Here is an 18,393-nt window from a genome sequence, read left to right on the forward strand (position 1 = left end):
TTCCCCTCCTTTGTTATTCGTATTTCTTATCTTCCTCTAACTAGCCAACCTCTTAATTCACTAGTAGACTATTAATCAACTATCATGCGCTTAGGTCGCCCTTGACCGACCCCTTTCATCCGACTACTGCCCTTAGATTCCAACAAAATGCGATTTAAATATTTATGAATTTGGCTATTAGATAAAGATTGATAGTCCAACTCTAGCCGGTTGCAAATATAGAAATCAATTACATCTCGTTGCACTCTCTCCTGATTTAAGCACTCTAAGGCAAAGGCAATATCATACGGATTAGTGGGTCGATTTTTTAAAAGCTCTCGCGAAAAGTATTGCAAAATGAGTGGATGGTAGGTGCTTTTTTCCAGCCCTGCATACTGACAATGAAGATAATTAACAGTATTATATTCTGTCGCAAAGTCGAAAAAATCGGTATGCTGTGAGCGTAATTTGGCACCTAATTTTAATTTAAAGCGCGCTAATTCTAGTTCATTATGAGCAAGCTCTAACGAATCGTCTAAGACAATCTCTGTTCTGTAATTGCTAAAGTCTAAGTCATTTGCTTCTTCAGCAAATCGCACTTTTAAAATCGTTTCACTTCCTGTAGCTTCATAAGGAAGCTCATAGCTACTATCTAGCATATAGAGCCTTCCTTTATGCTTAATAATGCCTTTTGTAATGATAAGACGTGTATCCGCTACAATAATATGGACACCAGCAATGATGCCGTTTGAATAATCTTGAAAATATAAATCTAAAAAATCTCTTGGGTAATCTCGCAAATTCTCCAGCATTTCTCGCTTTAAAATGCGACCTTTATGAAAATGTGGATATTGATTAGCAAACAAGCTGTCACCCACCTCTTTTCTTTTTTATCACGTGAGCTTGCTCTACTTTAATCCGTCAAAGAAATCTAGTTCCGATAAATCAGCTTCAAAGGCGAAGAATTCCTTCTTTCCAATAAACAGCTGTTCGTCTTTTCGTGCTACTGGCACCACATGAAAGCCCCAATGATCTTCGCCTGCAAAAACAAAGAATTTCACTTCGCCATTCATGATAGAATCCGTCTCGTCTTGTGGAATTTTATCGTAATAGTTTGCCGCAATATTTTCATAAAGAACAGGCTTAAAATTCTCAGGACGATTAAAGTAAGTGTATTTATAGGATGACTGATTGTCACTGCCAGTTAGGAAAAACTCCACCTCTGTTACACCCCATGGACGGGAAATAGTACCATGAATTTGGTTTAGCCTTTCTAAGCTACTAATAAGTAATTTTTCCTGGCGATTATGTGTAAAGGCACTTACAGCATAAGGTACAACAGGAGCATGATTTGTCACTTTTGTTTCAATCATGCCTATCTTTTTCGCATTTAAATAACGCAGTGCTCCTCTAAGGCAAGCAAGCTTTAATTCTGGCACTTTACCAATATTTTCAGCTTTTTGCCTAAATTCAATGCTTCGTCCGGGTACAAATTCTTTTAAGGCCTCACGAAATGCATCAATCTTACAGGACTGTCCAGTTAATTTAATAATAGAGTATTCGCCCAAAAGACCACTCTCATAAAATTCCTCTAAAAACTCACGCACAATATCATAAATATCAGCCTTTATAAGATGATTAATTTCTTTTATGTTGAAAAAGACATTTGGATAATCATAAACTTCCTTAAATTGATTGTTTTCAAGCAGAGATAGGCACCATCGATCTACTGCTGTCACATTTAAATCGCTATCGTGCTGCATATCACTGTCCGAATAAAAGCGGCTTCTTAAAATGCCTGTTTTACGGAAAAATTCCTTCTTCATTTCCTCTGCCATTTCCCATAAGAAATAATAATTATTTCTGACACGTAAGTATTCATCACGTGTGCGATTTTCATATTCCTTAAAGCGAGTTGGAATGATATACTCAGCATCTGAAAAGGCTTTTTCAAATTGTTTGTATACCTCGTCAACCCCATGATCGTCTACATATCGATAAATATCCTTGCCTGGAATATCAATGAGTGCATCAATATCATAAGCACTTTTTCCCCGACTATAGTAATTGGCAAAGACAATCTTCATAAATTGGAAAATACGATAGGTAATATTGTTGCCACCAAAATTGGTATCTCCATTTTCATAGGTTGTATGAATATCAATTTTGTATGAAATATGTCCATCCTCTATTCGAAACTTACAGGAGGAAAGGTCGGCTGTTCCACCACCACAATCAATGACCAGTGCCTTATATTCCTTCCCATCCAAGAAGCTATTATTCTCTATTTGATTGGCGATTGTATTATAAAGAACCGCCATCCCTTCATCGAGAGCATGTTCTGTTTCGATGTTGTATTCAGGTAAAATTGTCTGAAACATATCTAAAAATTGATTTTTCAGCTTTACAGGACTGGAAATATGTAAATGCTTGAAGCGACATTTAAATTGATGTTCTGCCATTTGAATAATATAAAGCATAAACTCTCTTAATATCTGACTTCGCGGAACAAGTGCTGTATTTCCGTTCGCATCCATTATCTCTTCCAATTTGGCATAATTACTAACCCAGCGTTTAATGCCTTGGAATTTCGTTGCCAATGAAGTGTAGCTATTTTTTTTCATCATTTTTAACGCTTCATAGCCATAGTAATAGCTCACTTGATCTTGATTTGAGCAATCTGCCACTGTCATGACTGTCGGCACTACTTCGATCCATTCATTTTGGTGAAGCGGATCTGGAAACTGGACAAAATTAATGCTATTTAGCTGAATTCTGTCATTTAATAGGTCATGGCTACAAGGAGAAGAGACATAATCACTTTCTAAGTAAACACCAGCCGTTGTATTGGTAGTTCCAAAATCAATGGCAAGAATCGCATCGGTTGTTTCCAGCTGTTTAATCTCTAAATCTGGTATTGGAACCTTATAGTAGTGAAGGTTTGTAGGCGGAAGTGGGGTCTCCTGATAGTAAGTCTTATAGATATACTCAGAATCTTGCTTTCGTAAAAATATAAAGCTGTAGTTTTTATTGTTAGTCTTTCGAATTTCTAGTGCCTCATCTGCCGCAAAATAGTACTTGTTTGGCTGCTGATCGTCTTTTATAACATGAAGGATGCCGCAAAGATCTAGCTGCTCATTGACTAGCAGTACATTGGATTCAACTAGAAATCCTCCTGTTTCTACGAAATACTGGTCTGGCTTATCAATTTTCATACCGCTATATAAGCTCATTTTGGCAGGAATTTTTATCTCACCATTGTCAGACAGTGGTGTTTTTAAATACTGCTGCACAGCCGCTTCTACTCTTTCGAATCCCCCATCCTTACTTTCTTTAATTAGAGGGTTTTCTTCAGCGCCACGATATCGTAAAATTTTGTCGATTAACTCGTCTCTGGTTAATGTATTAATAAGCCCTGTCACAAGTTTTTCCTTATAACAAATATTCCTCAGCTGGAAGGTTGTCATTTCCATTAATTCTACTCTTGTATAGGTCATAAACTTTTTTTCTGTATAACGCTTATTCGCATACAGTTTATATGAATATTTAGTCGTCATTACGAATCCCTCCTCTGCCCTGTTTAGTAAAGAGCTATTCGATCTAGCTTCATTGTTTCCTCTGCATCGATTATGCCGAAGTGATATTGCCAATAAACCTCTATATGGAAGCTGATAGGCAAAAATATTTCCTGTATGAGCTGTACCTTTTGCTCATTCTGCTCTGTCTTCTTCTGACGTATATATAAAAGCAGCTCATCTTGCTCCTCTGATTTTACATAGATGAAACAACCTTTAAAGAGCCTTTTTAGCGTATCCTTTAATAAGTAAATTTCATCCCCGGTCTGGTACAGTCTCAGCATGTTCAGGACCACGATTTCTTGTTCCTTTTTTGAAAACGAACAAATATTATGACGTACTACATTGCCAAATACATTGGCTTCGATATCTTTTAAAATAAAGCGAATAAAAAACTCTTTTTTATTCATCCCCTGCATACGATCAATGTCAGCTAAGAAATGCAGTACGATGTCAAAAAAATATTCCCTAAACGCTCTATCAGATGTATTATCCGGGTGAAAAAGATTGTTAAAAATATCAAAGTAGCGATAGTACGGATTTACTTCGACGTGCTGCTCAACCAACTGTGTATTTAAAAACTGTGGACTAAGCTCCATATAGGGCGAATATGTCTCGGCAAGGTGAAAATTTATATCCTTTTTAGAAAGTCCTTCATCCTCGGCTTTAATGAGCAAATCCCAAATATAATTCATAGCCACACACCTACACATTTATATTCAAAGAAATGTCGCTGTACCTCGGATACTAAAAAGCTCAAAATATCATTTGCTATAAAATCTTTTTTCTCTTTTGCCTTAAACTTTAGTAGCATCGTTTTTTTATGACTATTTTCTCCTATCATTTCTGTTAAGAAAGGGTTTACTGAATGCGTAAAACCTGCTCTTGAAAAAGAGTCCACTATCTCCACATCTACTAGCTCAACGCTAACAGCTGCCTCGAAGGAGTTAATCATCCTAGTAATCTCCCCCTTCGTTTTAACATTTGCAGTATACTTACTAGCAAATTTGTGCATAAAATGCTCTATTCGTCGATTGGAAACAAGCTCATAATGAAGCTTTCCAATTTTTTCATCTTCCATTTTTGCAATTTTGATTAACTGCCAAACCCCTGATTTGTCTTGTGGTGAAACAATGGTTAATTCATTATCTGAACGTTTAACGTAGCGAACATTCTCCTCATCCGCTTCAACAAGATACCCATGCTCGTTGCCAATTTTGCGGATTGAAAGGACATGCTCATAATTGACCTTATCGATAGCAGGAATGGGGAACCCCACATTCTTGACCTCATGTCGCTCAATATTCCATAGTGGAACCATGTCCACTCTCTTTTTTGGCTCGTATTCCTCTAAATCAACTATTATCTCAATGATTTCATTATCTTCATTGAAAGGTGGACAATCCACTAAATGTACATCCAAAAATTTATAGGCGTATGGGTGATTAATGGTTTTCCATGGCAATCCATTAATTTGGAATATCGGATATAGCTGATCGATTTCTTGCAAATAGTCTGAATTTCTTGAAAGGCTTACCTTTATCTCTAGTTGTCCTTCTGTTGTGATGAGAGTTCCGTTAAAGCGTCGTTTCTCAACTAATAACTGCTGAATTTGTATCGAGTCACACTCTAGAAATAAAGTACACAGGACGGCTTGTTCTTTGTTTTTTAACGATTGAAGTAATTTGGCTGTATCGATTGCTTTCGTTTCTAAATCAGTTGGTCGCATCGGAAATAAACATTGATGAATCGGGTCAACATCCTCCTTTGAACTAAGCGTGACATAAATGTCAAACCTATTCTCAACATCTTCTATTTCGTTAAATACTCGCTCTTCAAGCTTTCTATTCATTTCATCCTGATAGTCAATTAAATTTACAAAAACGCCACTGACAATATCTTTTAGCAGTTGACGTTGCTCTAAATCCTCTATTTTGCGTAACCGTTCAAACATGAGCTCTTTTATCACTTTACTTTCCCTCTTTCATCACTTCAGCATCAGATGACTCATTAGCAGCTGCTCCTTCTTCAAATGGTATTGCCGCTTCGTAAGATGGGTCTATATCAGTAGCCGGTGCCTGAGGAGGTGGATTTAATTTATCATTGGCGTTCATAACCTTTCGCTCAAGACCTAAAACCTTTGACAGTAGCTCTGTCTCCTGATAAATTTCCTGTGCAAGTGTATAATATTCAATCGCTTTTCCGTACTCTTGACGTGCATAGCTCTGATCTCCACTTTTTTCTAAACCTTCTGCCTTCAATTCCTTCTGGGCCTTTTTCAATTCAGCAATTTTAGCCTCTGTCTCTTCTATTTTTGTCTTTATTTGAGGCTCGCCCGTATAGGAGATGGTGAGGGCCTTTTTCCTTGCCTTTTCATATGTTTCAAGTGCCCCATTGTAATCTTCTGCTTCAAATCGAAAATCTCCATCCTTCACAGCTTCAGCAATTTGAACAATCGTATCCATATTCGCTATTCTTTGCTCAGTAGCTTCCTTTCCAAAGTTCTTAATGAGCTTTCCTTCTTTTTTAGCCTTTTCATATTGCTCAAGAGCATCTGTAAATTTTCCTGCTTCAGCTGATTTATCTCCATTTAAGATGAGATCAGTAATTCTTAACTTTTTAGCCAGTAAATTTCTATGTATTGGATCCTTCAATTTTTTGGCTGCATTTCTGCCCTCACTATATTCCAGAAGCGCTTTTTCATAATTTCCATCTTGAAAATAAAGATTTCCGCTCTTTTCATGGTCCTTCATTTCAACGGTTAATTCTGCCATTTTTTTGGCTTGCTTCGCTTGATAAAAAATAGTACTGCCCCCAACGACTAACGCTACGATTAATGCGGCAGCAATCATTTTAATGTACTTCATTTTTTTCTTATTTGTTTCCTGATAAACCTTATTAGCAAATATAGTGGCAATTGTATAATTATTTACAACCTTCCTTTGCCTACTTAGAAGCACCTCTTCCAATAAATCCGTGTATTGCTCAGGGTCTTTCGTGTCCTCCAGTGCGTCGGCCATTTCAATCTCATTAACATCCTCCCAAAAGCCCGCCGTACAAAGCACTAACACATCTCCATCCAATAACTTCATTTTCTTAGACACAAAGGGCTTAAAATCTTCAGGTTTACCAAGATAATTTAGTAGGTTGCTTCTTTCCTCGTGCTGGCTTATATCCAGTGAACGATTTCTGCTGTTTACGATCTCCTGCGCTAAGCTTTGATCAGTAGTTTTATACGATAAAGTACCATTTCGAAAATGATATAGCCTCGAATTTCCCGCGACTGCAACAATCATTTTTGAGTAATCTGATATGACGATAACAATACTTGCCTTTAATCTCACCCTTAAGCTTTGAGCCTGAAGTATAGCTTGCGCATTTTTTAGATATTTTTTAATACTTCTCCTGGACATAGATGGTTTTTCCATAAACTTTTCCAAAATTGCCTTCACAGCAAGTTCTGCGCTACTTATTTCCTGATCAGAATCTAACCCTTTTACAGCTACCCAGCAGGCTACATCGTCGAGCTCTGTATAGGCAAAGTAATCTTTGTTCTGCAAAAATGAACCAGCTTCAGATAGAAAACTAGTTTTAAAGTCGCTGTTTTCTTTTCTCATGATTACTCCTCCTTAACATGTAAAATGTTTACCATGTTTTTTCTAGAATAACGATGGTTGCATTATCTTGATTTTTTAAGCGTTTTTGTTCAACAGCTTTAATAATGTCTTGAGCAATATCATAGGGAGGAGTTGGCTGTGAGAGAATTTTTTCCATTTCAACCTCTGTTAACGTATCATAGACTCCATCGCTAAATAGACAGACCTTATCGCCCCTATTTAGCTGAATAGGGCTCTTCCCTATATCTAAATTTTTAAAGCCTTCATACCCTAAATAATTGATAAGTCTCTTTTTCAGAGGATTTTCTTGCACCTCAAGCTGAGTTATTTCACCAGAAATATATCGCTCTGTTAATACTGATTCAAAAATATGCTTTTGGTTAACCGCTATAAATTCGCCATTTCTAAAAATTTTGATAACACTATCTCCTACAGCCCCCCAATGGAGTAAACCTTCCTTGTCGATAATGGCCGTGACTAGGGTAGTTCCTCCGTTCGAGCCATTTAAATTTTCTAAAATCATATGATTACTTGCTATGGCTGCTTCCTTAAAATAGTTAGGTAGATTTTTTAAGGTAGTAAGCTTTTTAAATTCTTCTATAAATGTCGTTACAGCGATAGTACTGGCCATACGACCATTGGCTAAACCACTTATACCATCTGCAAGCACTGCAATTGTGCCATGCGTTGTTTCGGTTGTGGAGAAATAATCATCCTGTTCATCACGTCTTCCAATCGTTTGACCATTCCCAATATAAATTTTCCCTTTATCCATTTTTTGAGCTAGAATAAATCTGATAATTAGCAAAACGATGAGTATAATGATGAAAATTAAGGCAATTATGTAAGGCACTAAATTTTGGTCCATATATCATCATTCCTCACTTTGATTGTTTTCCCATTCAAAGTGAACGCCACATAATGGAATAAATAAAAACATACTTCTCCCTAACTGAATAACATCATAAGCTGCTAATTCAGTTGGGGTATAAACGGCTTCATTATTCAGATAAGCTAATCCCGAGGCATCACCTGGTAATAAATAAAAATTACGCTTTTTCGGATCATATACAATGACAGCATGATTACGATTCGAGATGGAATTATCTCCTGCTATCCGGATATGCATGTCTTCTGCTCTACCTATAAAATTCTTTTCAGTTAAGATGCGATAATCTCTCCCCATTTGAGGGCCTTCAATACAAACCAACCAACCTGTTACTGGATCAATTCCATCCATTTCTCCTAAATAGGGCAATGTTTTATCTTCTGATTCAACGACAGGAGCTGTTGGGCTATTTTGTCTGTGCTCTTGCTCCACCATCACGTTACAATATGGACAAATATTGCGATGTCTCCTTGAACTAAACATGTGACCATTTGTACATCTTATCAAACTCATTTCGTTATCCCCCATCTATGTTCCGAATTTCTTTCTCTATTTCACCAAAATTCGCGTATTTGCTATGTATATCGTGTCACCATTACCTAATGGGTAAGGGATCTCTTGTTTTAATCTATTTTTAACGCGCTTATTAGCTTTTTTTAAGCCAACACCATTTACTGAATCAATATCCTCTATATACCAAATACCAGCTACACAATTTAATACAGCATGCTCATAATTCACAAGAGATTCATATTCCGTTCCACATAAATCAATATCTGCCTTATGTTCAGCTGTACTTTTCCCGATAAGCAATGAAATTTGATCACCAAGCTCCCATTCATCTACTTTCATCCCGCGTTCATTAAGTAGTACAAGCTTTGAAATGTCGTTGTTTGTTTTCGCTTGAGTGAGTGATTTTGCCTCGTATTTGAGAGAACCATAAATAATGGCAAGTATCACCATTACGGTTCCGATAACAAATTTTAAAAGGACTTCCTGATTCATAACAAAAACATATAGGATAAAAAAGAAGGCAATTGTGATAATAATAATATCGATGAGTCTTATAAACATTTTTTTCCTTGCATTGTTACTATAATCTTTACTTGAATATGGTTCCTGCATATAATCACACTCCCTCTTGCCATTTTGAATTATTTATTAAAGAAACGTTCGAATAAATCTGTAGTATCAAGAGGATTCTTCTTATTTTTCTTATGTAACGTTGAGGACGTTTCCTTTGTTTTAGGATTAAAGCCAAAGAAATGTTCAAAGTTTTTTTCAATATTGTTCATATTAAAATCTGGCCTTTTTGCAGTCGATTGTTGACTTGTCGATTGCTTGTTAGCTGAGTGTTCATGATTCCAGCTTTGCGCAGCGCCATCTAGTCGAGCATCATATGCCTTCCTAGCCGCTTCATCCTTCAAAACTTTATATGCCTCTGTTACTTCTAAGAAAATTTTTTCAGACTCTTTGTTTCCTCCGCTTACATCAGGATGATGCTTTTTTGAAAGCTTTCGATAAGCGAGCTTTATTTGATCTTGTGTCGCGTCTTTACTAATACCTAATGTGTCATAATGTGTTTTCATTTTTTCATCCCCAGTACTAGGATTATTCAAAAATTATCTAAGGAGCTATATTAAGCCCCTTAGATAATTTTTAGTGTGCTATCTCACTCTTAGACAGCGTAGCCGCCTTCGATTTTTGCCAAATCTGTTTTGTCTTTCTTTTGTTTAACAAATAAGAAGAATTCACCAATACCTTCTGTGTCACCATATCTTTCTGTATAATCCACCACAAAAGCATTTGGGAAATGAATTTTTCTTACTACTTGATCTGCTGAAACAACCTCTAATGTCACTTTACGGTAACAGTCAGCCTTTTCAGCTGGTACTAATGACCATAAACCTAATTTCATCGTATCATCAGAATTATCACCATCAGTTGCTGTAAGAATTTTACCTCTTACTTTTAAAGTGGCTCCAACATCTGTAGAACGTGCGTTAGAATCATTTGGCGTATCTGTTTCATATTCAACAGACATAATGCTTTCTAACCCTAGTTCAATTGCCTCTGATCCTTCTACTTTTAATACAAAACCCATTCTAATTCCCTCCTAATATTTTTTGAATCTCCTGTTCATAAGATGAAAGTTTTTAACACTTGCTGTTTTCATTTCTCAATAAAACATCGAGAAATATGTAACACTCCACCTTAATGAAGATTCTTATTTATGTTAAAAGATTTAAAAAATCTTAAACATACGACTGAAAAATTGAATAATTGTATGTTTAAACTTGTTAGGCTTTAACAGCACTTGTCCCTTTTGTAATCATTACTTCTAAATTCTTCACATTGCCATTAAACACAAGGTCAATTTGACACGTGCTCGTTTTCTCATCGATAATGTAGCCGATATCATCTCCATCATGGATAATGGAGTTGACATAGCCTTTATCATTCAGCCATTTACTTTTTTGACTGCTTGGATTATTACTGAAGAACCTAACAATATTTTCATGCTTAAAGTCACCTGATTGGAATCGCAGTATTCTTTCAATATACGTACTCACCTGTGTTTTGTAGATAGAATCGAATCCATCCTCTTCCATCGCTAAGCTTCTAGCTTTATAGACAGTAATACGTTTAATATCTTTATCTTGGAGCTGGGCATTTTCTGACGAGAACACAAAGCCAAAGCTTCTGCTGTTAATCGCATCTTTAATATTATTCGTAAAGCCTGAGATTTCCTTTGCCATTGTTGTAACAGCTCTAAGCGAGTTTTCACCGGCTTCAATATCGAATCGTACGCCAGGATAATTACGTTTTACATTTCTGAAGGACTCCTTTAAATACTCAGGGCATTGGTAGGCGGAAACAATGCCTGCGGCTACATAGCTAGCCCCGACATAGACCCCTTCGATCCATAGCTTTAAAATATCTTCCTTTTCTTTAGATAAACGGGCGCCATTTTCCGTCGTGTACATTCTCGCATCAATAACGACACCTGATTTATCCTTTGGAATTATGGTGAAGTTCGGTAAGCACGGTATCGCAAACTCACTATAGTCTTTTCGAACAAGCACGGCGCATTTATCAATCAGACGATCTATCCCTGCGGTTGCAATCCCATTGAATGTTGTTTCTTCCTCCGCCATGAAGTTAAAGAAAACCTGCACTTTGTAATCTTTTATCGTATCTAGAAGAATCGATAGGGATTCCATTGTATTGCCTTCTTGCTTGGCAACCTTTTCATTCCCTTTAAATCTAGATCGGCTGACCTTCATTTTTCCAGTAGCCTCTAGCTCCAGTGCAGGAACAATGCCGTACCACACCGTATCCGTAAAGTCATTTTTAGAGTTTACAGTATTTAAATACGTCCGTAATCGTGGTAGGTTATTACTTTTCACGAGCATATCGAGCTTAGTGTTTGTCACAAGCAATGATGGCTGCATCCCTTTATTTTTCGTTGTGTACTGATCAAAGTACATTTTAATGCCTAGGAGCTTTTCCACTAGAGGCTTGACCGTTTTTACAAATTCATCCTTCGCATTCTTATAGAACTCAAGGTATGTATTGTAATTTTGAACCTCTGTTTCCACATCAAATTCCGCCTTCACAGCTGGTAGAGGAGAGAACGTTCTTACAACTAAATCTTTTACATAGGAAGAAGGAGACTCTGTAATGGCCTCATAATCTTCTTCAAAAACAGTACTTAAACCATAGTTACTATTTTCTTCAATCACCATCAGTTCCGAGCTATTGTTTTGAGGTGCCTCAATAATTTTCAACTCGCCATTATCACCAATAGAAAGGGTCCCAATTTGTAATTTTTCGGATTCTCCTTCATCCTGATTAACGCCTAACAATAATCTAGTTTTAATATCTTCGATTGCTAAAGGTAGCATGGCCATGACATTGTTGTAATTTTTACTGGCTACTTCAAACATCAGATTCAGCTTGTCACCAGTATCTAATTTTTTCGGATCACCCTCATCTAGCTTCTCATATTCACCGTAAAGGTAATGAATTTCCTTACGAACTTGGCGAATGTCGTCCATGACTTTCTTAGGAGAGATCATATCAAGTAGATTTTCGAATTTAAAATCTACATTTGTGATGCCCTGGCTTCTTTTGGTATCAATGAGGGTGAAGAGCATCTTTAAAAAATCATTATTTTGATCGATTGCTATTTCAGAAATACAATCATCTTGAATACCTTCAGGTTTCTTCAGGGTATACATTACCTTTTGATTAGCGGCATTGTAGAATGAATAAACCGTTGGAGAAAACTTATCTAAAAATTCGTCAAAGCTTTTGACAAGAAGATATTGATGAATTTCTTTAATCTTTTCATCACTTAGACTGTCGATCCCCTTTACATCTCCAACAAGCGTAATTAAGTCCATCTTTTCAGGATTAATTTCTTCAAATAGCATGGTTCTGTTTGTTTGACTAATAATATCCATTCATTCGGCTGTATTATTATACAGCCATCCCTCCTTTTTACATCGGATTTCGAGTAAGCACAATCATCTGCGAGCGGTAACTTAAAATTAACTTTTTAGTTATAAAATTCCATTTAAAGAAAAAGAAACTGCAGTTTAGCTAAACTGAAGTTAAAATTTTATAACCATTTTATCTACATCACAAATGACATTATGTATCACAACGTAACTATACAATATCTTATTTTATTGTCAATATTTACATTGTAATATTTTGTTAATTAAAATGTAAATTGATATTTTAATAGGAAAAATTAAACATACCTAATTTTATGATATTTTTTTTAAAAAAAATGTGTTTTTCCACTTTTTTTAATAAAAAAAGACAGCCTAGGGTGAATTTTTTAATCCTCTTAGGCTGTACAGAGCGCTGATCTTACACTACAAAATGATAAGAATGGATTACTTTTTCTAGATAATTGGTCATTTAGAATTATTTACCTTTAAATAGTTCCTTATCCTATTGACAAATTCTTCAACTGTTATTACCCACTTCATGATTTGTAGGGAAGGACACCGTTTTTTTACTTGTACTGCCAACCCCCACATAATGATGTAGGATAAGAGAAGACTTACACTATTATTATGTTCTTTTACTTGTTCAATTTTATCCTCAATAAGCCGCTGGGAAACATCAGGAGGAATACTATCTGTCATTGAAAAGTAAAATGTTGCAGCAAAACTATATACATCAGTATAGACACCTTGCGCGGATTTATTAGAATATTGCTCAAGAGGAGAGTAACCTGAGCTTGTAAAAATTTGATTATCTTTAGCTGTTTTATAAAAAATTGCTGACCCAAAATCTAGTAAAAATGGATTACCTTCTGAATCTATCAAAATATTACTTGGCTTAATGTCACGATGGAGAATCCCCAGTTTATGTACATAGCACAGTGCATCTATTAAAGGAAGAAAGATACTTTTGTATAAATGGTCTCGATCCTGGACAGGAAAATCCTTTAGATATTGATCTAATAGTTTTCCTTCATAATAATCCATAATGATATAAATCGATCCATTTTCCTCAAAATGATCAGTATATTTGACTATATTACGATGATTTATTTGCTGCATAATAAATGCTTCATTTAGAAAAATTCCTTTTAGATCCTTGAATTTTTGCTTTGTTGAAGGCAAACGATTGATGATTGTTCTATTATCTAAATCCCGTATAGCCATTTCTTTTGGAAAGAATTCTTTAACAATTAGTTGCTCTGCATTGTTAATATTTTCCGCAAGGTAGACGATGGATAATTTACTAGTAGCAACAACTTCTTTTATTTTATATGTATTATTCAGAACACTATTTATCGGTAAGCTCAATTCACATTGAGTTGCTTGCATTTTTGCTCCTTCCCCCTTATAAGCTTTGAAAACCTGTATGCAAATATAGATCAAATTATCTACCTTTTAACTAAAATACAAATTAATGTAAGTATACCAATTTATATCTTTTTATTAAATAGTGATCTTCTTTCCATTTGAGGTTTGGTACATCTATTTGACATTTTGATTTTTTATCCATCTCTCGTTAAGAATTTCTTATTATATTAGAAAGTCGAATTAACACTAACCTTTATTCATAAAAAAAGCTTAAATCACATTTAAATAGGTGATTCAAGCAGTTGATTTCAAAAGATAATCTAGCCATATATTTTTGTGAGATATTTATTTTATGTAGATTCTATATATTTATAAAAAAACAGATTCCTCTTTACATGAATCCAGTCCTAAAAGGTCTTGATGTGTTTTATCATAAACTTCCCAATATGTATTTGAAAAAAAAGAACTTTTATTTATTAAGTTTATAACGTTGTAGGGTGATTTCTTTATTGATTGTACGACACCTTTTATATCACATAACCTCTAAATCTATGAGTAACCAAAAACTCCTTCTTATACCCTAACAAATATGTTTACCTGTTAATGAATCTATTGAGTATATTTCCTTCTATTCTCATGAGTAGCTAAATCTGCATAACGTGTCGTAATTGGTAATCGACTATTTTTTTCTACAAAATGTAGAGTTATTTTTATTGAAGTCTCTAAATCGATCCAGTTACCGCATGAAATAAAAATGGGCTTTACATCCTTTCTCGTTCTCAATACTGCTCCATATACTTCTCCATCAACCTTAATATAAGTAAAATTTCCTGTTTCATTTTTTGGCATTTGAAAATCCGTGTCTTTTATCTTTAAGTAGCTTTTTGCAACGCCTATTGTGGGTTTCTTCAAATAAAATGAGGCATGTGTTGCGATTCCCATATGCCTATAATGTAAATAACCATTTCCATCAAACATATAAAGATCTGGTTCACATTGCAGCTTTTTCACTGCTTCTATCACCATCGGAAGTTCCCTAAAAGCAAGATATCCTGGAATATATGGCACATCTATTTGACCCCAATATTCTACTTCTTCGATAATTTGTTTGGTAATATAATCGATTACGACAATACAACAAACCCCATAATCTTGCTTCCCCTCTGTCCAATATGCAATGTCAATTCCAGCTACCCGACGAATAGCTGCTAACTGAAAATTGTTTTCTAATGAAATCTTAGAAATCCATTTTTCTTGTTCAATCTTAAACAATTCTTCCCTTTTCATTTTCCACCATTCATCCATTCTTTCACTTTTTTTACTTGTCTTTTATGCTTTTCTTTCTTTGCCCATTAAAATAGCTAACTATATCTAATTCTCTCTCGTTTTAAAAAATTTTCAAACCTTTTCATTATATCTTCATGCGTAGTTGGAAGTTCTTGGGGCATATAATTAACCAATATTGTGCTTTCTTCATTTAATTGAGGAAAATAATTAGTTCTTATAGCTAACATGAGTTTATCTAAATCTTCACTAGATATTCCCCAAGCAAGTTCATGAACAAATTCACTTTCGTCACCAATTTCCATCAATTCTACTGCATAATGAGAGATAATCCCTTTATTAAAATATTTCCCGTAAACCAAATGTTGCGCATCTTATCTGCTCTACCTTTGGCTCCAGACCAAATGCCATCTACTGCACCTAGAGTTAGATAATTTGCAAAATCATATGGAGAATCGAGTGCTTTATCTGCTCTTTTGTCCTACTGTGCGCTTTAAATTATGGCTTAAGCCCAGAAATATTTACATCCAATATTGCAACGTTACTATAATTCTTTTGAGGGTAATTTATCGCGAATGTGAAAACACGAAAAGCACTTGTTGAATGTTATACATCAAGTGCTTTAAGTAATTTTCCTAACAATATTTTTAGGTTCTAAAAAATCTTGCTTTTATTCTTTTAAAATAAGAATACCTTTACAGAGTTAATTTTCAAATCCAATTACAATCCATTCATCTACATAACTCCAAAAATTTATATTATATTTTGGCTTTAATTTCGCAGACCAAAAGGTTGCATTATTATCAACACAATTTGTATAATCTATCGCTATATAGCTTCCCATACCGTTAGTGAAAAAGCCAAAAGATGAATCTAGGTTAATTTTTATCGGTTCTTCTAAATCATCAATAATACTCCATTCAATATCTTCATCACCAAGGTATGTTACTGATTCTAGTGGAACTAAGCCCATCGACTCACTCGCATAATAATAAAAACCATCGTGAACATTTTCATAAAATTTTTGAATCGAAGAAGGTATTTTACTCCACGATTTCTCTAATTCTATGTTTTTTTGTCTCTTTTGAGGATTACGCCCTTCGTAATATAATATGTCTCCTTTTGAATTTCTTATAGTATATAAAACTGAATATTCTCCTTCCATTTCGATTATTTCAATATTTGTAAGATATTCGTTTAGATAAGAGATCGTGTTCCGTAGTTCAATCCCTATATTTTTTTCCCAAATTTTCACAAATAAATCAATTCTTTTTTTGATATCGTCATTATAAAAGATTTTTTTCCATTCAATTGGTATTTCATTATCCTCAAGTTTTTCAATTTGATCAATTGTTAATATGCGAACATTTTCATTGTACTTTTTTAAATAAGTAAGTTTTTGGTTCATCTCTAGTCATCTCCTTTTTTATTTAACTCATTAAAATCATCTATCTGTTTCTGTATCTTTCTTTCAAGCTCTTTTTCTTTGACAATCATTTTTTCCCTAAATTCAGGATTTACCTCTATTTCTCCTGGTTTCCCTTCCGTATAATGTGTCCACTCTTCATACGATTTAGACTGCTTAGAAGTATTGGCAGATTTACTTAACTCCACAAAATTTTCTGAATTATTTAAAATATCTAATTTCTGGGAGGTTGTTAAATTACCGAAACCATCCATCCTAGCAATTCTATCCATCGAAACAATATGATCAGCTTCCAATGCACCCTTAAATGTTTTTCCAGGAAGGACTTGATCTTTGGTTACTGTTTTTTTATCGTGTCCTTCATTTACTTTATCTCTCAATTTTTGTGTTGGCGTCTGTCCTCTTAACATATCATATTCTTCGTCTGATATTTGCCTATCACCATATCGAGGTGAGGTACCAATTTGGCTCGCATCCTTATTCTCATCAGGCTTTTTATTCGAGCCATTTTGTGGTGGTTGGGAATTAGATGGCTTCGGACTCGAGGATGACGTATTTTTTCCAACCGATCCTGTATCCGAAATCCGTCCAACGTTCACACCTGCCAACTCCATCTGCGGGGCTCCTAGCTGACGCAGCTGTTGTTTGACTTCGTCTACTTTCGATTGGATTTGGGTTTTGGCGTTCGCTACTTGCTTGTTGACTTTTTCTTTTACATTGCCTAAAAGGCCTTTATTCGCCTTTTGAGCACTTTCACTGATACCCTTCGCTGCCTTCGCACCTTTATTGACCCATTTACCTGCTGTTGCCGCATTACCCACTACTGGAATCATAGCGCCAAAGGAGAGGGCCGCATTGACCTTGTCACCTCTTGCCGCATAAATAATACCATTCACACCATCTGCTACTTCTCCTACAACGGGGACCATCCCGACTATATCTAAGCCCGTTTGGAGCGTATTTAACAGATTTTTAGGTTTTACAGCATTTTTCACTGCTTTGGTCGTTGCTTGCGCAGCCTTTTTCACAACTGGTAGTACTTGTTTCTTCACTACCTGCTTCGTCTGTTTGACAGCGGTCTTTACCTGTTGCTTGGCCTTCGAAACAGCCGCCTTTGTTTTTTTCACAACCTTTTTCGTGGTCAGAACAGCTTTTTTAATTGCCTTTTTTGCCCGTTTAACCAATTTACTCTTGGATAAACTATTTTTTAGCTTCCGTGCCTTGGTAAAGAATTTACCCCACTTCTTCTTTTTCTTCTTTCCGTTACATAAATTGAGATTAACGTAACGCTTAGACGCTATTTTTAGTATAAGTTCATTGTATGCGGCTTTAGCGATATACTCAACCCCTTTACCGATACAAATTTATTGTGTATCGTAAAAGGTAATATGAATAATAGGAAGGGAAATATCATGCCAATATCAATCAAACTAAAGGAAATCTTGAAACAACGTGACCTTTCACAACGTGAGTTAGCACGAATGACAGGACTACGACCAAATACAATCAGCCATCTTTGTTCAGACAATGTGGACAGGGTTTATCTATCAACATTAGAAACAGTATGCAAAGTGTTAGACATCGACATTCAGGAGTTAATCGAGGTGGAGTAGCCTCTCGCTCTAGTAATCGTTATATGTACGTAAAAGTTGCGAAAAATTTAAAGGCAGGGAGAAGCGAAGGTATGGCTTTGGAGAATAGAAATGGTGGTAACTGATGATATTATGGTTATTTGCTTAACAAAATAAAGAGTAAATAGGACATACTTTTTAAAGGTATTGTACGTACT

At 35.3% G+C, this 18,393-nt stretch carries 17 protein-coding genes; 1 reads left to right on the forward strand and 16 read right to left on the reverse strand.

All coding sequences use genetic code 11. The features are described 5' to 3' along the window. Positions 1–71: 71 nt before the first annotated feature. The 16 genes from L6W14_RS14285 to L6W14_RS14360 all read right to left on the reverse strand — a co-directional run bounded on the left by L6W14_RS14285 (position 72) and on the right by L6W14_RS14360 (position 17,731). The gene (locus L6W14_RS14285; protein WP_036075048.1) at positions 72–845 is read right to left on the reverse strand and encodes a hypothetical protein; all 774 of its coding nucleotides are present in this window, start codon (positions 843–845) and stop codon (positions 72–74) included. Between the two features lie 42 nt (positions 846–887). Then, entirely contained in the window at positions 888–3,536 is a 2,649-nt protein-coding gene (locus L6W14_RS14290) for an acetate and sugar kinases/Hsc70/actin family protein (protein WP_237898245.1), read from the reverse strand. A gap of 23 nt (positions 3,537–3,559) precedes the next feature. Next, complete coding sequence (locus L6W14_RS14295) at positions 3,560–4,255, reverse strand: iron-dependent peroxidase (RefSeq protein WP_081977432.1); 696 nt, start codon at positions 4,253–4,255, stop codon at positions 3,560–3,562. After that, on the reverse strand, positions 4,246–5,523 hold the full coding sequence (locus tag L6W14_RS14300; RefSeq protein WP_371824153.1) for a normocyte-binding protein: 1,278 nt from the start codon (positions 5,521–5,523) through the stop codon (positions 4,246–4,248). Before L6W14_RS14300 ends, L6W14_RS14295 begins: the two co-directional genes overlap by 10 nt. Position 5,524: 1 nt before the next feature. Beyond that, the gene (locus L6W14_RS14305; protein ID WP_227744911.1) at positions 5,525–7,171 is read right to left on the reverse strand and encodes a serine/threonine protein phosphatase; all 1,647 of its coding nucleotides are present in this window, start codon (positions 7,169–7,171) and stop codon (positions 5,525–5,527) included. Positions 7,172–7,199: 28 nt separating this feature from the next. Further along, positions 7,200–8,039, reverse strand: a complete 840-nt coding sequence (locus tag L6W14_RS14310) for a PP2C family protein-serine/threonine phosphatase (RefSeq protein WP_131520633.1) — start codon at positions 8,037–8,039, stop codon at positions 7,200–7,202. Between the two features lie 6 nt (positions 8,040–8,045). Then, on the reverse strand, positions 8,046–8,573 hold the full coding sequence (locus L6W14_RS14315; protein ID WP_131520632.1) for an FHA domain-containing protein: 528 nt from the start codon (positions 8,571–8,573) through the stop codon (positions 8,046–8,048). A gap of 36 nt (positions 8,574–8,609) precedes the next feature. Then, the gene (locus L6W14_RS14320; protein ID WP_036075043.1) at positions 8,610–9,185 is read right to left on the reverse strand and encodes an FHA domain-containing protein; all 576 of its coding nucleotides are present in this window, start codon (positions 9,183–9,185) and stop codon (positions 8,610–8,612) included. A 29-nt stretch (positions 9,186–9,214) separates the two neighbouring features. Beyond that, positions 9,215–9,649 (reverse strand): J domain-containing protein, encoded by a 435-nt coding sequence (locus tag L6W14_RS14325; RefSeq protein WP_036075042.1) that lies wholly within the window; start codon positions 9,647–9,649, stop codon positions 9,215–9,217. 89 nt (positions 9,650–9,738) lie between these two features. Continuing rightward, positions 9,739–10,164, reverse strand: a complete 426-nt coding sequence (locus L6W14_RS14330) for a hypothetical protein (protein WP_036075041.1) — start codon at positions 10,162–10,164, stop codon at positions 9,739–9,741. 196 nt (positions 10,165–10,360) lie between these two features. After that, a complete protein-coding gene (locus tag L6W14_RS14335) occupies positions 10,361–12,529 on the reverse strand; it encodes a transcriptional regulator (protein ID WP_036075040.1) in 2,169 nt (722 codons plus the stop codon). A 462-nt stretch (positions 12,530–12,991) separates the two neighbouring features. Continuing rightward, positions 12,992–13,915: a serine/threonine-protein kinase gene (locus L6W14_RS14340; protein ID WP_131520631.1), complete on the reverse strand. Its 924-nt coding sequence runs from the start codon at positions 13,913–13,915 to the stop codon at positions 12,992–12,994. A gap of 588 nt (positions 13,916–14,503) precedes the next feature. Then, positions 14,504–15,199, reverse strand: coding sequence for an endonuclease V (locus tag L6W14_RS14345; protein WP_237898246.1), 696 nt, complete (start codon positions 15,197–15,199; stop codon positions 14,504–14,506). A gap of 56 nt (positions 15,200–15,255) precedes the next feature. Continuing rightward, positions 15,256–15,483 (reverse strand): hypothetical protein, encoded by a 228-nt coding sequence (locus tag L6W14_RS14350; protein WP_227744910.1) that lies wholly within the window; start codon positions 15,481–15,483, stop codon positions 15,256–15,258. A gap of 398 nt (positions 15,484–15,881) precedes the next feature. Next, positions 15,882–16,586: an SMI1/KNR4 family protein gene (locus L6W14_RS14355; RefSeq protein ID WP_131520629.1), complete on the reverse strand. Its 705-nt coding sequence runs from the start codon at positions 16,584–16,586 to the stop codon at positions 15,882–15,884. Positions 16,587–16,588: 2 nt separating this feature from the next. Next, complete coding sequence (locus L6W14_RS14360) at positions 16,589–17,731, reverse strand: hypothetical protein (protein ID WP_237898247.1); 1,143 nt, start codon at positions 17,729–17,731, stop codon at positions 16,589–16,591. Between the two features lie 285 nt (positions 17,732–18,016). On the opposite strand from L6W14_RS14360, the gene L6W14_RS14365 reads away from it, so the two are divergent. Then, complete coding sequence (locus L6W14_RS14365) at positions 18,017–18,217, forward strand: helix-turn-helix domain-containing protein (RefSeq protein ID WP_131520623.1); 201 nt, start codon at positions 18,017–18,019, stop codon at positions 18,215–18,217. Positions 18,218–18,393 lie beyond the last annotated feature (176 nt).

Origin of the sequence: Lysinibacillus sp. ACHW1.5 (assembly GCF_022014815.1) — a bacterium.
GTDB classification, from domain to species: Bacteria; Bacillota; Bacilli; order Bacillales_A; family Planococcaceae; genus Lysinibacillus; species Lysinibacillus capsici.

Coding starts and splice junctions, on each gene's coding strand:
- L6W14_RS14305 (WP_227744911.1), bottom strand. CDS start 7,171: ATGAGAAAAGAAAACAGCGACTTTAAAACTAGTTTTCTATCTGAAGCT.
- L6W14_RS14290 (WP_237898245.1), bottom strand. CDS start 3,536: ATGACGACTAAATATTCATATAAACTGTATGCGAATAAGCGTTATACA.
- L6W14_RS14310 (WP_131520633.1), bottom strand. CDS start 8,039: ATGGACCAAAATTTAGTGCCTTACATAATTGCCTTAATTTTCATCATT.
- L6W14_RS14365 (WP_131520623.1), top strand. CDS start 18,017: ATGCCAATATCAATCAAACTAAAGGAAATCTTGAAACAACGTGACCTT.
- L6W14_RS14330 (WP_036075041.1), bottom strand. CDS start 10,164: ATGGGTTTTGTATTAAAAGTAGAAGGATCAGAGGCAATTGAACTAGGG.
- L6W14_RS14325 (WP_036075042.1), bottom strand. CDS start 9,649: ATGAAAACACATTATGACACATTAGGTATTAGTAAAGACGCGACACAA.
- L6W14_RS14315 (WP_131520632.1), bottom strand. CDS start 8,573: ATGAGTTTGATAAGATGTACAAATGGTCACATGTTTAGTTCAAGGAGA.
- L6W14_RS14335 (WP_036075040.1), bottom strand. CDS start 12,529: ATGGATATTATTAGTCAAACAAACAGAACCATGCTATTTGAAGAAATT.
- L6W14_RS14350 (WP_227744910.1), bottom strand. CDS start 15,483: ATGGAAATTGGTGACGAAAGTGAATTTGTTCATGAACTTGCTTGGGGA.
- L6W14_RS14355 (WP_131520629.1), bottom strand. CDS start 16,586: ATGAACCAAAAACTTACTTATTTAAAAAAGTACAATGAAAATGTTCGC.
- L6W14_RS14320 (WP_036075043.1), bottom strand. CDS start 9,185: ATGCAGGAACCATATTCAAGTAAAGATTATAGTAACAATGCAAGGAAA.
- L6W14_RS14345 (WP_237898246.1), bottom strand. CDS start 15,199: ATGGATGAATGGTGGAAAATGAAAAGGGAAGAATTGTTTAAGATTGAA.
- L6W14_RS14340 (WP_131520631.1), bottom strand. CDS start 13,915: ATGCAAGCAACTCAATGTGAATTGAGCTTACCGATAAATAGTGTTCTG.